This window comes from Pseudomonas sp. TKO26, assembly GCF_003225665.1.
In the GTDB taxonomy this organism is placed as follows: Bacteria; Pseudomonadota; Gammaproteobacteria; order Pseudomonadales; family Pseudomonadaceae; genus Aquipseudomonas; species Aquipseudomonas saponiphila.
Window position 1 is genome coordinate 22,740 of sequence record NZ_QKLN01000003.1, and the last position, 14,108, is coordinate 36,847.

Genomic DNA, 14,108 nt, shown 5'->3' on the forward strand with positions numbered 1-14,108 from the left:
TTCTGCCGAGTTGTTCGGGATACCCCATGAAAGCCGATCAAGACGCATTCTCATGGGGAGTTCAGGAATGCCTTACCAGACCACAGCATCCATTTTGACCTTGGGCACCGCTGCCCGCCGCCATGCCCTTGTCGCGCTGCTGGCCATGGCCCCGGTGTGCCCGGGCCTTGCCCAGGCCGCCGGTGACAGCCTCAGCCAGGCGCGGGACTACCAGATTGCCGCCGGCAATCTGGATCAGGTCCTGAACCGTTTTGCCGGTGCCGCGGGGATTCTCCTGTCGGTGGATGCGAGCCTGACCGCCGGTAAGCACAGTGCCGGTCTGCAGGGACGCTACGAGGTGGCGCAGGGCCTGCAGACCCTGCTCGCCGGCAGTGGCCTGCAGGCGGTACAAACGGGTGCCAGCTGGGGCCTGCAAGCGGTGCCCCAGGACGGCGTCCTGCAACTGGCTCCGACCCGGATCGGCGTTACTCAAATCGATGAGAATGCCTGGGGCGCCGTGCCGGGCATCGTCGCCAAGCGCAGCGCCACCGGGAGCAAGACCGACTCGGCGCTGGTGGAGATTCCGCAGACCATCAACGTGATCGGCGCCAAGGAAATCAAGGCCCGCGGCGCCCAGAGCGTGACCGAGGCGCTGCTCTATACCCCGGGCATGACCGGCGGTGGCTTTTCCGACCGGGTGAAGATTTTCGACGAGCCCACCTCCCGTGGTTTCTCCCCGACGCCGATGTACCTCGATGGCCTGCATTTGCCCTACGGCGGCGGCAGTACCGGCGGCGCCCTGCAGATCGATCCCTATGCCCTGGAGCGCATCGAAGTGCTCAAGGGCCCGGCCTCGGTGCTCTACGGGCAGAACCAGCCGGGCGGGATCGTCAACATGGTCAGCAAGCGGCCCACCGAAACCCCCTTGCATCAACTGGTGCTGGAAGCCGGCAGCTATGACCACAAGAGCATCGGCCTGGACCTGGGCGGGCCGCTGGATGAGCAGGGGCAGTTCCTCTATCGCCTGACCGGGTTGGCCAGCGACAGCCAGGACGCTGTCGACTACGTGCAGCGTCAGCGCCAGTTCATCGCCCCGAGCCTGACCTGGCGGCCCGATGACGACACCCAGCTGACGCTGTTCGCCCAGTTCCAGAAGGACAACGACGTGCCCGAGGCCCAGGGCCTGCCCAGCGTCGGCACGGTGTTCGCCAACCCCAACGGCAAGATCGATCGCGACCTGTTCCTCGGCGAGCCTGGGGTCAATGCCTACGATCGTGACCAGTTTGTCCTCGGCTACGAGTTGTCCCATCGCCTGAGCGATGTCTGGACCCTGAAGCAGAACGCCCGTTACGCCGACGTCGATGACCGCTACCGCGCGCCGCTGCACGGCTACAAGTTCGTCAGCAACCCCAAGACCGGGCTCAACGACCAGCGCTACATGACCCGCTACGGCGTCGACTGGAAGCAGCACAACAAGGTCTATGGTGTGGATAACATCGCCCAGGCCCAGTTCGACACTGGGCCGTTCAGCCATACCCTGCTGGTGGGTCTGGACTACTACCACTTCAATTCCAAGTTCGACGGCAAGTACGACTTCAACCCGCCGATCCTCGACATGTTCACTCCCACTTACGGTCAGTCGCTGAATTTCGCCAACCCTTACCGGTGGGACAACACCATCACTCAGACCGGCCTGTATGTGCAGGACCAGATCAAGTACGAAAAATGGGTGCTGGTGCTGGGCGGTCGCAACGACTGGGCGGAAACCGATAACAAGACGCCGCTCAACGGAGGGCATACCAACGCCAAGCGTCAGTCCTTTACCGGGCGCGGTGGGCTGGTGTACCTGTTCGACAACGGGCTGGCGCCCTTTGTCAGCTATTCGGAATCCTTCTTGCCGTTGAGTGGCACCAGTGTCCAGCGCAGCGCTTTCGAGCCGTCCACGGGCAAACAGTACGAAGTGGGGGTGAAGTTCCAGCCACCGGACCAGGAGAGTTTCGTTCAGGTGTCGGCCTACCAGCTGGACCAGGAAAACATCCTGACCTCCGACCTGGCCAACCCCGGGTTCAGTATCCAGAGTGGCGCGGTGCGCTCCCGTGGCATCGAGCTGGAAGCCAAGGCCAGCCTCGGCGAGTCGCTGGACGTGATCGCCTCGGCATCGCGCAACGACATCAAGTACACCAAGGACAATGACGGTCGCCAGGGTCGGCATCCTGCCGGCATGCCGCCGTTGACCGCGTCGCTGTGGCTCAACTACACCCTGCTTGGCGACACGCCGCTGGCGGGCCTGGGCGCGGGTATCGGCACCCGCTACGTCAAGGGCAGCTACGGCACCGATTACGACGGCGCTTTCCAGATCCCGTCCTACACCGTGTACGACGCCAGCCTGACCTACGACCTGGAAAAATCGCCATTGCAGTTCAAGGGCGTGAAGCTGGCGCTGAACGTGAAGAACCTCACCGACAAGACCTACGTCGCCAACTGCACCAGCATCTGGGACTGCTACTACGGCGAAGGCCGGACCATGGTGTCGAGTTTGACCTATGACTGGTAAGGGGACGCCTTGCTCTTAAGGATTCTGCAAGAACACCACATAGCCCCTGAACCAGGGGCTGTCGCGCAGGGCCTGGGGTTCCTGCCAGTCGCCACCCTGGATCAGGCCGACCTTGTAGGGCAGGCCCATGCGGTCCAGGCGCGGCAGGTAGGCGGTGTAGTTGGAAATGCTCCGGCGGCCCTGATAGGTCTGCACCACCACCTCGTCCACCACGCCTTTGAGCTGGCCGATGGCTTGCGGGTCGGCGTTGCTGCTCCAGTCCATCAGGCCAGTGATGCTCAGGCGGTACTGCGCGGGCAGGCGCTGGCGTAGATCGCGGAGGAAATGGCCGTAGCGTTCGAGATCGTGGGTGCTGCTGTCGAAGTCGATCTGGATGCCCACCACCGCGCTGCCCGTGGCCTGCCAGCGCTGCACCTGGTCGAGCAACTGGCGATACACCGGCTCGGTCCAGGCCAGGGTGTGGGCGCGGTATACCACCCACACCTGTTCCTGGGGCAGGCGCGACACTGGCAGGCCCTGGGCGATGAGCTCGACACCGCGCCCGGGATGGCGCCGTGAGCGGCTGATCTGGCCCTGGAGGATGTACAGGGTCTTGGCCTGGCCCAGCACCGGCTGGGTTTTGACCCCGCTCCACAACCAGAAGGCGTTGTATTCGGCGGCGTCCACCACGGCGTTCGCCGGTGTTGCCCAGCACAGCCATAACGGCAGCAGGCCAAAGCCCAGGCGCCTCATGCCTACCAGTAGTAACGCTGTGACTGGCCCCATTGGGTATCTCCCAGCTTGGTCTTCAACTGACGGAACCAGGCCTTGCGCACCGCCGGTTCGACCCCGGCGCCGCCACAGTTGTTGTGGCCCGAGGAGGCATAGCAGTTGATGGCCCGGTACAAGGCGTAGGCACGATCATCACGGCTGGCCTTGGGGTTGTTGATGACCACCTGATAGCCGTCGAGCCGCGAGAACGGCTTGCCCGGAAACGCATCCGGGGTACCACCCAGGTTCTGGGCCGGTGGCGGGGTATCCAGGGGCATGCGGTCGAAGCCACTGAAGCGCATGAACTCGCCGAGGCAGAGCAGCCCGGCCGGGGCCTTGGGGTCACGCTGCAGGAGGGCGGCCGTCTCCACCAGGCTCGGGCAGCGGTAGTCGGGGTTTTCCTCTTCGGGCTGTGGGCCATTCCAGTGGAAATCCTGCAATGGCGGGGTACTGAGGTAGATGTAGCCCAGGCTGGCGGGAAGACTGGCGTCGGGCAAGGTGGGCGGCAGTTGCTCGTAGTCTTGGCCGAAGGCCGCGTACTGGCCGCGGGTCAGGTCCTTGTACAGCAGGATAAAGCGTGCGGCGTTGCGTTCCGCTGCCGAGTCGGCCTTCTGTGCCTGTTGGCGCAGCAGTTTGGGCGAGGCCACCTGGCGCAGGAGAATGGCCCGCACTTGGGCGGTCTTGATCGGCGAGTCGGCGGCGAACACCTTGGCTAGCTGGCCGCTGCGCTCGTAGGTGTAGGCCAGGGCCAGTTCCAGCTGTTCCCGTTGCAGCGGTTGCTGGGCCAGGGGCAGCAATTGCAGCCACAGCGCCTCGGCGCCTTTCCAGTCCTGCTGGGCCTGCAGGGCCAGGCCGCGCAGGGTCTGCTGGCTGAAGCTCAGGTAGTCCAGTTGCGCCGGCAACTGGCTGGGCAGTTGCTTGAGCGCCGCGGCCGGTTGCTGTTCGACATACAGGCTGAAAGCGGCCTGGAGGTAGTCGAACAGCGCCGGTTGGCTGGCGAACAGGGCCTTTTGCTGCTGCAGGGTGTCGCGGGTCAATGCCGCCGGCGTGGTGCCGCGCATGTGCATCAGGTCCTTGACTGCCAGCAGCAGCGGGGCCTTGAAGTGGTCTTCGGGCAGGCTCAGCAGTTTGTAGTCGACTTCTTCCACCAGATCGTCCAGCGGCATGTTGCGCGGGGTGCCCGGCGCCTCGGTCAGTTGCCGGGCATAGTCATCGGCCAGGGCCTGGGTGTCGCCCGTCAGCCAGTGCACACGGCGGATCAGGCCTCTGGCGGACACGGTGTAACGGCCCTGTGGATAAGCCTTCAGGTAGGCCTCGAAACCGGCCTCGGCCTGTTGCAGGACGGTTTTGTCCACATGCTCCAGATTGACCATGCTCCATTCATCGAAGGCGTTCTGCTGGGCCAGGTTGAGCGTGGTACGCGGGCTCATATAGGCCGCGGTTTCGGCCAGCCAGGGCTGGGGATTGTCCTTGAGCGCGGCAAAACCGTTGCCGGCTTCGCTGAAGCGACCGCTGTAGAAGTCGGCGGCGGCCTGCAGGTAGCTGGCGAACGCCTTGGCCGTTGCCGAGTTCAGGTTGCCCGGCAGCAGCCGGCTCATTTCGCTGGCGTTCCAGCTGCAACTGGCCAGCAGCTGCACCCGGGCTTCGGCCAGGGCCTGGCGTTCTTCCGGGCTCAGTGACGCCTGGTTGAGCTGCTCGACAAAGGCCAGGGCGCTGGGGTCCGAGTTGCTGCGGCAGCGGCTGCCCTCCCCGGATAGAAAGGCGTCTCCGGCGGTTTCCTTGCTGTCGCGTCGCAGGCCCACGGCCTGCAGCAGGCTGTCGAGCTGCTCGGTGGCGGGCGAGGGGCCGGGCTTGGGTGGGTTGCCGGTGTCGGGGTCGAGCTTGGGTTCCGCTGGGTGCAGGCGATAGTGCATGAAGGGCACGGGACCGTACCCCATGCCCAGCTCGTCCTGGCTCAGGGGCTGAGGCGTCAGGGGCAGGCTGCCCTGGTCGGCCAGCAGCAGCCGCAGGTTGACCCGGCTATCGTTGCCCGGGCTGAGAAAGGGCAGGTTGCTGCAACCGTCCAGCTGATTGGTGTACAGCTTCCAGGTCGGTGAGCAGATGTCGTCCGAGCTGGCTTGAGCCTGGCCGGCGCAGAGCGCCGCGAGGGCCAGGGGCAATGACGGGAGCAGAAGCTTGCGCATGAATTGTCCTTAATTCAGAAAAGCCGGGAGGGCAGGTTCCGAGTGTGGCGAAAATCATACAGAAGGCGCCGGCTGGCACCTACGTCGCTGATTAGAAAATCTGCCGTTCTGTGACGCGACTTTGCTGTCCTCCGGTCTATGTTCATCCATGGCCGGTGATGGCCGGGCCTGGCTCCGGACCACGGTGCCCGAGGGCAATCGGCAGGAGTCGCGCATGACATTCGATGAGCGGCTTTTTGCCCGCGTGTCTGAGCTTTGCGGTTTTCCAGGCAAAGGACGATGCTGTCGGGGTTTGAGCGACCAGATCATGCGAATTTATGGGGAGCAAGGAATGGATTTTCGCAGAGCGCCGGAGTTGATCGGGCGTTTGCAAGAGCAGGCCGTCGTGCCTCGGGAGCAGGGTGCGCAGCGGCTGATGCGCCGGGTGCTTGAGTACTGGTTGCTGCCGGTGTTGCTGTTGGCGACGGCCGTCCGCTTTTATGACCTGACCGCGGCGGCCATCTGGGGCGATGAAGGCTCCAGCCTGGTGCTCAGTCAGTATTCGCTGAGCGATATCTGGGTTCATGCGGCCCGCGACGTGCATCCCCCGCTGTATTTCATGCTGTTGCGCGGCTGGATCGAACTGTTTGGCGACGGGATCTTTTCCATTCGCACCTTCAGCGCGCTGCCGGGGATCGTTACCGTGGGGCTGGGCGTCTGGCTGGTGGCGCTCATGGCGACCCGTCGCGCGGCGATTCTCGCCGGTGTGTTGCTGGCGCTGCTGCCCACGGCCGTGCGCTACAGCCAGGAAGTGCGCATGTATGCGCTGCTCGGCCTGTTGCTGTTGGGGGCGACCCTGGCCCTGGTGTACTGGCTACGCCAACCCTCGCGCCGGGGCTATCTGGTCAGCTACGCGCTGCTGATGACCCTGGCCTTCTACACCCATTACTTCACGGCCTTCTGCGTGCTGGCGCACTGGTTGTACCTGGCCGTATCGGGCGTACGCGGCGAGGGCGACGGCCGTCTGATCGTCCGTCCGGCCTGGTGGCTGGCGAATGCGGCGATCGTGCTGCTGTACCTGCCCTGGGTGCCGGAGTTGCTGGACCTGCTGCGGCATATGGACGAATTGAAGGCCAACGGCGATGTCGGCTGGGAGCCTCCGGTGACCTGGTCGTCGCTGCCGGCGATGGTCTGGCAGTTGCTGATCCAGGACGAGGGCGACGACCTGCCCGGGGCGCTGTTCGTGGGCATGCCGCTGCTGTTGCTGGCGCTCTGCAGCGTACCGGCCTGGCGTAAGTGGGCACCGGTCCGCTTCGGCGGGCTGCTGGCGAGTTTCACCCTGCTGCCGTTGTTGCTGGTGTTTGCGGTGTCGTTTGCCTCCCCGGTGTTTATCGAGCGCTACCTGACCGCCTATGCCCTGGGTATGCCGATGATCATCGCGGTGCTCGTCGATCGCTGGCTGAAGTCGGCCCGGCTGGCGGCGCTGGCGCTGTTGTTGGGGTTTGTCGGGCTGGAAGCGGTGGGGCTGAAAAACAACGTCGATGTCGACGCCAATGACCAGATCAGCGTGATGGTCGACTACGTCAACCGGCACTACGTGGCCGGCGATCGCATCGTGATCAGCGACATGCTCTGGTACCTGAGCTACATCTACTACAACCGCACCGATGCCCAGCCGATGCTCTACACGCCGCCGCTGCCGGGAGGCGCCTCCAGCAGGCCGAACGCCTACGGCTTCGGCACCCTGATCGACCACCCGGAGCAGGTCTACCTGGATCAGTTGAGCGCCTTGCCAGTGGGCAACGGGCGCTACTGGCTGGTGGGTTCGGACGATCAGTCCGAGGAGTTCGCGCCGTTGCCACAGGGCTGGCACAAGATCGTTCAGTTCGCCGCAGGCGGTACCCGGGCGCGGCTGTTTGTCCTCTGTGGCCCTGCAACGGGCGCGCCCTGCGCCGGGCAATGAGTGCGCAGGGTGCCGTTCGGAAGTTCGGGGCATTGAGTTCCGCGGCGCGACCTAGACTTGCATCAGGAGTCACAGTCCTGTCCCCGTTCGCGGGGCACCGAGGTGCATCATGCGTATGGCAAGAACCGTGCAGCGCAGTCTGGAACAGGCCGCGTGCGAGTTTGATCTGGTGACCCACCCCCATTCCGCCAGCAGCCTGGAAACGGCGCGGGTGGCGGGGGTGCCGGCGGAACGGGTGGCCAAGTCGGTGATTCTCGATGATCACCACGGCCACTACCTGATGGCGGTGTTGCCGGCCAGTCGTCACCTGGACCTTGGCAAGGTGCGCGGCAGCGGCGAATGGCAGATCACCCGGGAAAGCACCCTGGCTCACCTGTTCAACGATTGCGAGCGCGGCGCCGTGCCGGCCCTGGGCGAGTCCTATGGGCTGGACGTGGTGATCGATCCGCTGCTGACCCGGCAGAAAGACATCTACCTGGAAGCCGGCAACCACCACAACCTGGTGCACTTGAGCATGGCCCAGTACCTGAAGCTGGTGCCTCACGCCGAAGTCTGCGAAGTCTCGCGCTGATCAGGAGCCCGACCATGGAAGCACCGACCCACAATCTGCCGGCGTTGTTCAAGCAGCTGGGGCTGGCCGATGACCCGGAGAGTATCGATCGTTTCATCGCCACCCATTCGCCGCTGAAACCGGAGCTGCACCTGGCGGATGCGTTCTTCTGGAGCAAGAGCCAGGCGGATTTCCTGCGCGATGAAGTGCTCGATGATGCGGACTGGGCGGAGGTGGTGGATCAGTTGGATGTGTTGTTGAGGAAGGGGCGTGGGGGCTAGGTCGGTGGCGGCCATTGGCGAGCGGTGTGGACCAGGGCCAGGATCCAGACGTGGTCCTGGCTTATCTGATAGACCAGGCGATAGCTCGGGTGGGGAATCAGTTCACGGGTTCCTGCCACCAGTCCCGTGGAGCCGATCTGCGGGTTGAGGATCAGATGACCGACGCATTCGCTGAAGCGCCTGTCCATGTCGACCGCAGCCCTCGGGTTGAGTGCATGCAGGTAGTCCCAGATATCCATGCGGTCCTGTACGGCTTCGGGAACCCAGACAACCTTCATTCCAGCCTCGATGCCCGAGCGCGACGGGCAGCGAACTCTGCCTCTACCTCTTCATGGTTGTGCCCGCGTTGAGCGTCTACGGAGGCTCGAGCCAGCAGGACTTTCTGTTGCAGGAAGGCCTCGTACTCTCGGGATTCGTGCTGTTTTTGCACGAATTCGCGCATCAACTCACGCACGATCTGTGAGGCTGGGCGATGTGCGGCCTGTGCCTCCGCCATAAACTGATCCCGCAGTTCAGTTTCCAGTTTCATCGTAAAGATGGCGTGCTTGGGCATGAGCCTGCTCCTCAAAAAGTACTGAAAAAGTATATACCATTTCAGTACTTTCTCTGTCTTGTAGGCGCTGGATCCAAGGCTTGGCCGAGGTATTTGTTACAAAACTTGACTGGATTTATTCGTCGATGCCATATTGATAGTTAGCAAACTAACAGTGTGCGAACAGTCTTGTGCCCAACTCCCTTGAATCACTCCACATGAACATCAGCAGTGGCATGGTGGTCGCGTCGCGGCATTGGCGGCGGATCTGCCAGAGCACCCTGGTCAATTTCGGCATTTCCGAAGCCTGCGCGGTGCCCCTGCTGATGATCGGGCGCCTGGGCGAGGGCGTGCGCCAAGTCACCGTGGCCCAGGCCGCGGGGATGGAAAGCCCGTCGCTGGTGCGCCTGCTGGACCAGTTGTGCAGCGCCGGCTACGTGTGCCGCAGTGAAGACCCCAACGATCGTCGGGCCAAGTGCCTGAGCCTGACCGACAGCGGCCGCGAGTTGGTGCAGGCGGTGGAAAGCGAGCTGGTGCGCCTGCGTCATGAAGTCCTGGAAGGCATCAGCAGCACCGACCTGGAAGCCGCGCTGCGGGTGATCCGCGCCTTCGAGTCCGCCAGCCATGGGCCGGTGCTGCCATCTTGAAAGGCTTCTTTACCGGCATGCCCCCCGCACGGGACTGGTTCTACGGCGTGCGCACCTTCGCCGCCTCGATGATCGCCCTGTACATCGCCATGCTGATGCAGATGCCTCGTCCCTATTGGGCCATGGCCACGGTGTACATCGTTTCCAGCCCCTTTGTCGGCCCCACCAGCTCCAAGGCGCTGTACCGGGCGATCGGTACTTTTATTGGTGCGGCCGCCGCCGTGCTGCTGGTGCCGATGTTCGTGCAGAGTCCCTATGTGCTGGTGCTGATCATTGCCCTGTGGACCGGGATCCTGCTGTTCCTGTCCATGCACCTGCGCACCGCCAACAACTACGCCCTGATGCTGGCCGGCTACACCCTGCCGCTGATTGCCCTGCCGGTGGTGGACAACCCCCTGGCGGTGTGGGACGTGGCCGAGGCGCGGACCGAGGAAATCTTCCTCGGCATCATTTGCGCCGCGGTCATCGGCAGCCTGTTCTGGCCCCGGCGGCTGGCCCCGGTGTTCGTCGACTCCGCCGGCAAGTGGTTCGCCGATGCCGCGCTCTACAGCCAGCGCTTCCTGGCTCGCAACGTCCAGCCTGAGGAAGTCAGCGCCTTGCGTGCATCGATGGTGGGCACCTTCAACACCCTGGAGCTGATGATTGGCCAGTTGCCCCACGAAGGCGCCCGGCCACAGACGGTACGCAACACCAAGGAGTTGCGCGGGCGGATGATCCACCTGCTGCCCGTGGTGGATGCCCTGGATGACGCCCTGTATGCCCTGGAACGACGGACCCCGGAACTGGTGGCGCAGTTCGCCCCCTTGCTGGCCAAGGCCGAGGCCTGGTTGCAAGGCACTGCCCGGGACGCCTCAGTGGAGCACTGGCAAGCCCTGCGCAGCGAACTCGAAGCCCTGCAGCCCAGCGCCGAAGCCCTGGATGACCGGCGCCAGTTGCTGTTCTCCAATGCCCTGTATCGCCTCGGCGAGTGGATCGACCTCTGGCAGGACTGCCGTAGCCTGCAGCACGCCATCCAGTGCGAAAGCCAGGACACCTGGCGCGCGGTCTACCGGCATTGGCGGCTGGGCCGGCTGACGCCGTTTCTCGACCGCGGGCTGATGCTGTATTCGGCGGGCTCGACGGTGCTGGCGATCATCGTCGCCTCGGTGCTGTGGATCCTCCTGGGCTGGACCGACGGCGGCAGCGCAGTGATTCTCGCGGCGGTGGCCTGCAGCTTCTTCGCCTCGATGGACGACCCGGCGCCGCAGATCTACCGGTTCTTCTTCTGGACCGCGATGTCGGTGCTGTTCGCCAGCCTCTACCTGTTTTTGATCCTGCCCAACCTGCACGACTTTCCGATGCTGGTGCTGGCCTTCGCCGTACCTTTTATCTGCGTCGGCACCCTGACGGTGCAGCCGCGGTTCTACCTGGGCATGCTCCTGACCATCGTCAACACCTCGTCTTTCATCAGCATCCAGGGTGCCTACGACGCGGACTTCCTGAGCTTTGCCAACTCCAACCTGGCCGGGCCCATGGGCCTGCTGTTCGCCTTTGTCTGGACCCTGATCGCCCGGCCGTTCGGCTCGGAGCTGGCGGCCAAGCGCCTGACCCGCTTCAGCTGGCGCGACATTGTCAGCCTTTCCGAGCCGGCGACCCTGGCCGAGCACCGGCACATGGCCGCGCAGATGCTCGACCGGCTGATGCAGCACCTGCCGCGCCTGGCCATTACCGGCCAGGACACCGGCGCCGCCCTGCGCGAGCTGCGGGTGGCGCTCAACGTGCTGGACCTGCTGGCCTACGCGCCGCGGGTGCAGGGCGCGGCCCAGGCCCTGCTGCGCCAGGTAGTGGCCGAGGTCGGCGACTACTTCAAGGCCTGCCTCAAGGCCGGCGAGCGCCTGCCGGCTCCCGGCGGCCTGTTGATGACGCTGGATCGCACCCGCCGGGCCTTGGGCAGCCAGGGCCTGCAAGGCGACGACGAAACCCGCCTGCACCTGTTGCACGCCCTCAGCGGCCTGCGCCTGGCGCTGCTGCCGGGGGTGGAATTCGTCGCCACCGGCGAGCTTGAACAACCCTTTCCCCATGGCATCGATGGAGCGCCCTTGTGATCGGTGATCTGGATATCAGCGGGGTGTTCCTGCCCACGCTGCTGGTGCTGATGGGCATCACTTATGGCTTGTACCTGCTGGTGCACGGGGTGCTGACGCGCTTGCACTTTTATCGTCTGGTCTGGCACCGGGCGCTGTTCAACGTCGGTCTTTACGCGCTGCTGCTGGGCGCGGTGGACTCTCTCAGTCGATACCTGATGACATGAAAAAACCCTTATTGACCATTGGCCGTGTGGTCCTGACGTTATTGGTGGTGACCTTCGCGGTCGTGGTGGTCTGGCGCATGGTGATGTACTACATGTTCGCGCCCTGGACCCGGGACGGGCACATCCGCGCCGATATCGTGCAGATCGCCCCGGACGTGTCCGGGCTGATCCAGCAAGTGGAGGTGCGCGACAACCAGTTGGTCAAGCGCGGCCAGGTGCTGTTCAGCATCGACCAGGACCGCTTCAAGCTGGCCCTGCGCCAAGCCAGGGCGGCCCTGGCCGACCGTCAGGAAACCCTGGCCCAGGCCCAGCGCGAGGCCAAGCGCAACCGTGGCCTGGGCAACCTGGTGCCGCGCGAGCAACTGGAAGAAAGCCAGTCCCGCGAGGCCCGCGCCCAGTCGGCCCTGGCCGAGGCCCAGGTGGCGGTGGACAGCGCCCAGCTCAACCTCGATCGTTCGGTGGTGCGCAGCCCGGTGGACGGCTACGTCAACGACCGTGCGCCGCGCACTCAGGAATTCGTCACCGCCGGCCGCCCGGTGCTGTCGGTGGTGGACAGCAATTCCTTCCATATCGATGGCTACTTCGAAGAAACCAAGCTCGATGGCATCCATCTCGGCCAGGCGGTGGATATTCGCGTGATCGGCGACCGGGCGCGGCTGCGCGGGCATGTGGAAAGCATCGTCGCCGGGATCGAGGACCGTGATCGCAGTAGCGGCTCCAACCTGTTGCCCAACGTCAATCCGGCCTTCAGCTGGGTGCGCCTGGCGCAACGGATTCCGGTGCGGATCGCCTTCGATGAGGTGCCGGCGGACTTTCGCATGATCGCCGGGCGTACCGCCACGGTGTCGATCCTCGACGATCAGGCCAAGCGGGAGCCCGGCCAATGAACTATGGCGCACGTTTGGCCCTGGCCGGGCTCGGCCTGCTGCTTTCGGCCTGCCAGATGGTCGGGCCGGACTACCGGCTGCCCAAGGATGCGGCGCTGCAACGCCAGGACCTGCAGGGCGCATTGAGCGCCAAGGGCGCCAATGTGGTGTCGGCGCCGGTGCCCGCCGACTGGTGGCGGCTGTACCAGGACCCGCGCCTGGACCAGCTGGTGCAGCAGGCCCTGGCGTCCAACACCGACTTGCGGGTGGCCGCGGCCAACCTGGCTCGCGCTCGGGCCCAGGTGGATGAAGCCCAGGCCGCCGGCGGCTGGAGCGGCGGGGTCAAGGCCGGGGTCGAGCGCCTGCAGGAGTCCGGCGAAGCCTTCCTGCTGCCGGAAAAGGTGCCGGTGGCCAACGTCGGCAACCTGTCCATCAGCACCTCTTACCAATTCGACCTGTTCGGCACCCTGCAGCGCGGCATCGAGGCGGCCCAGGCCAATGCCGACGCGACCCAGGCCGCGGCCGACACCGCGCGCATCACCCTGGTGGCGGATGTGGTGCGGGCCTACACCCAGGTCTGCGCGGCCAACGAAGAACGGGAAATCGCCGAGCACTCCCTGAGCCTGCAAGCCCAGAGCACCGAACTGACCCAGCGTCTGCGCGACGCCGGGCGTGGCGACGAAACCCAGGTCACCCGCTCCCAGACCCAGTTCAAGTCCCTGCGCGCCGAGCTGCCGCGCTATGAAGCCGCGCGCCAGTCGGGGCTGTTTCGCCTGTCGATGCTGCTGGCCAGGCCGGTGGATCAGTTGCCCGCTGGCACCAGCAGTTGCGCCGAGTTACCGCACATTGCCCAACTGTTGCCGGTGGGCGACGGCGCGGCGCTGCTCAAGCGCCGTCCCGATGTACGCCAGGCCGAGCGCCAGCTGGCCGCGGCCACCGCACGCATCGGCGTGGCGACCGGGGCCCTGTACCCGGACATCAGCATCGGCGCGACGGTCGGCACCGTGGGCATTCTCGACAACCTAGGCAAGCCGTCCACCAACCGCTGGGGCTTCGGCCCGCTGATCAGCTGGACGGTGCCGGCCAACGGCGCCCGCGAGCGCATTCATGAGGCCGAGGTCGCGAGCCAGGGCGCCCTGGCGCATTTCGACGGGGTGGTGCTCAACGCCATTCGCGAAACCCAGACCGGCCTGGCCCAGTACAGTGCGCAACTGCAACGCCGCGAGGCCCTGGCAGACGCCGAGCAGTCGGCGCAACGGGCGGCGGACCAGACCCACCGCTTCTTCCAGGCCGGGCGCGCGTCCTTCCTCGCCGACTTGCAAGCCACCCGCACCTACACCGACATGCGCGCGCAACTGGCGGCAGCCAATACCCAGGTGGCAATGAGTCAGATCGATCTGTTCCTGGCCCTGGGTGGTGGCTGGGAAAGCGGACGAACGCAAGCCTCGCAGCCGATCAAACCCTGAGGCCGTTGCTATGCTTTGAACAGTTGCAAAGCCCGCGGTGCAACGGGGTTTGCAACCGATCAAAGCAT

At 65.0% G+C, this 14,108-nt stretch carries 13 protein-coding genes; 9 read left to right on the top strand and 4 right to left on the bottom strand.

The genetic code is table 11. From position 1 onward, the window contains the following. Window positions 1-67: 67 nt before the first annotated feature. Window positions 68-2,533 carry a TonB-dependent siderophore receptor gene (locus DNK59_RS05355; RefSeq protein WP_110722510.1) on the top strand — a complete coding sequence of 822 codons (2,466 nt, stop codon included), beginning with the start codon at window positions 68-70 and terminating at the stop codon, window positions 2,531-2,533. Between the two features lie 15 nt (window positions 2,534-2,548). On the opposite strand, the gene DNK59_RS05360 is transcribed toward DNK59_RS05355, so the two are convergent. Continuing rightward, complete coding sequence (locus DNK59_RS05360) at window positions 2,549-3,298, bottom strand: DUF3142 domain-containing protein (protein ID WP_092318398.1); 750 nt, start codon at window positions 3,296-3,298, stop codon at window positions 2,549-2,551. Continuing rightward, window positions 3,268-5,466: an outer membrane assembly lipoprotein YfiO gene (locus tag DNK59_RS05365; RefSeq protein ID WP_110722511.1), complete on the bottom strand. Its 2,199-nt coding sequence runs from the start codon at window positions 5,464-5,466 to the stop codon at window positions 3,268-3,270. The genes DNK59_RS05360 and DNK59_RS05365 overlap by 31 nt, the downstream gene beginning before the upstream one ends. Window positions 5,467-5,797: 331 nt before the next feature. On the opposite strand from DNK59_RS05365, the gene DNK59_RS05370 reads away from it, so the two are divergent. From DNK59_RS05370 to DNK59_RS05380, 3 genes are all read left to right on the top strand, one after another. After that, window positions 5,798-7,408 carry a glycosyltransferase family 39 protein gene (locus tag DNK59_RS05370; RefSeq protein WP_110722512.1) on the top strand — a complete coding sequence of 537 codons (1,611 nt, stop codon included), beginning with the start codon at window positions 5,798-5,800 and terminating at the stop codon, window positions 7,406-7,408. A 109-nt stretch (window positions 7,409-7,517) separates the two neighbouring features. After that, window positions 7,518-7,979 (top strand): aminoacyl-tRNA deacylase, encoded by a 462-nt coding sequence (locus tag DNK59_RS05375; protein WP_092318404.1) that lies wholly within the window; start codon window positions 7,518-7,520, stop codon window positions 7,977-7,979. A 14-nt stretch (window positions 7,980-7,993) separates the two neighbouring features. After that, complete coding sequence (locus DNK59_RS05380; RefSeq protein ID WP_092318406.1) at window positions 7,994-8,239, top strand: DUF2789 domain-containing protein; 246 nt, start codon at window positions 7,994-7,996, stop codon at window positions 8,237-8,239. Here the strand turns inward: DNK59_RS05380 and DNK59_RS05385 are convergent. Both DNK59_RS05385 and DNK59_RS05390 read right to left on the bottom strand, forming a co-directional pair. Then, the gene (locus DNK59_RS05385) at window positions 8,236-8,517 is read right to left on the bottom strand and encodes a type II toxin-antitoxin system RelE/ParE family toxin (RefSeq protein ID WP_016967887.1); all 282 of its coding nucleotides are present in this window, start codon (window positions 8,515-8,517) and stop codon (window positions 8,236-8,238) included. The genes DNK59_RS05380 and DNK59_RS05385 overlap by 4 nt on opposite strands. Continuing rightward, window positions 8,514-8,792: a hypothetical protein gene (locus tag DNK59_RS05390; protein ID WP_016967885.1), complete on the bottom strand. Its 279-nt coding sequence runs from the start codon at window positions 8,790-8,792 to the stop codon at window positions 8,514-8,516. Before DNK59_RS05390 ends, DNK59_RS05385 begins: the two co-directional genes overlap by 4 nt. Before the next feature lie 197 nt (window positions 8,793-8,989). Here DNK59_RS05390 and DNK59_RS05395 point away from each other — a divergent pair, with 197 nt between their 5' ends. Genes DNK59_RS05395 through DNK59_RS05415 form a run of 5 tightly spaced genes read left to right on the top strand, consistent with a single transcriptional unit; the run spans window position 8,990 to window position 14,040 of the window. Further along, entirely contained in the window at window positions 8,990-9,418 is a 429-nt protein-coding gene (locus tag DNK59_RS05395; protein ID WP_110722513.1) for a MarR family winged helix-turn-helix transcriptional regulator, read from the top strand. Next, on the top strand, window positions 9,415-11,502 hold the full coding sequence (locus DNK59_RS05400) for an FUSC family protein (protein WP_110722514.1): 2,088 nt from the start codon (window positions 9,415-9,417) through the stop codon (window positions 11,500-11,502). Before DNK59_RS05395 ends, DNK59_RS05400 begins: the two co-directional genes overlap by 4 nt. Further along, on the top strand, window positions 11,499-11,708 hold the full coding sequence (locus DNK59_RS05405) for a DUF1656 domain-containing protein (RefSeq protein WP_011058538.1): 210 nt from the start codon (window positions 11,499-11,501) through the stop codon (window positions 11,706-11,708). The genes DNK59_RS05400 and DNK59_RS05405 overlap by 4 nt, the downstream gene beginning before the upstream one ends. After that, window positions 11,705-12,595, top strand: a complete 891-nt coding sequence (locus DNK59_RS05410) for an HlyD family secretion protein (protein ID WP_092318414.1) — start codon at window positions 11,705-11,707, stop codon at window positions 12,593-12,595. Before DNK59_RS05405 ends, DNK59_RS05410 begins: the two co-directional genes overlap by 4 nt. After that, window positions 12,592-14,040 carry an efflux transporter outer membrane subunit gene (locus DNK59_RS05415; RefSeq protein WP_110722515.1) on the top strand — a complete coding sequence of 483 codons (1,449 nt, stop codon included), beginning with the start codon at window positions 12,592-12,594 and terminating at the stop codon, window positions 14,038-14,040. The genes DNK59_RS05410 and DNK59_RS05415 overlap by 4 nt, the downstream gene beginning before the upstream one ends. Window positions 14,041-14,108: the final 68 nt, after the last annotated feature.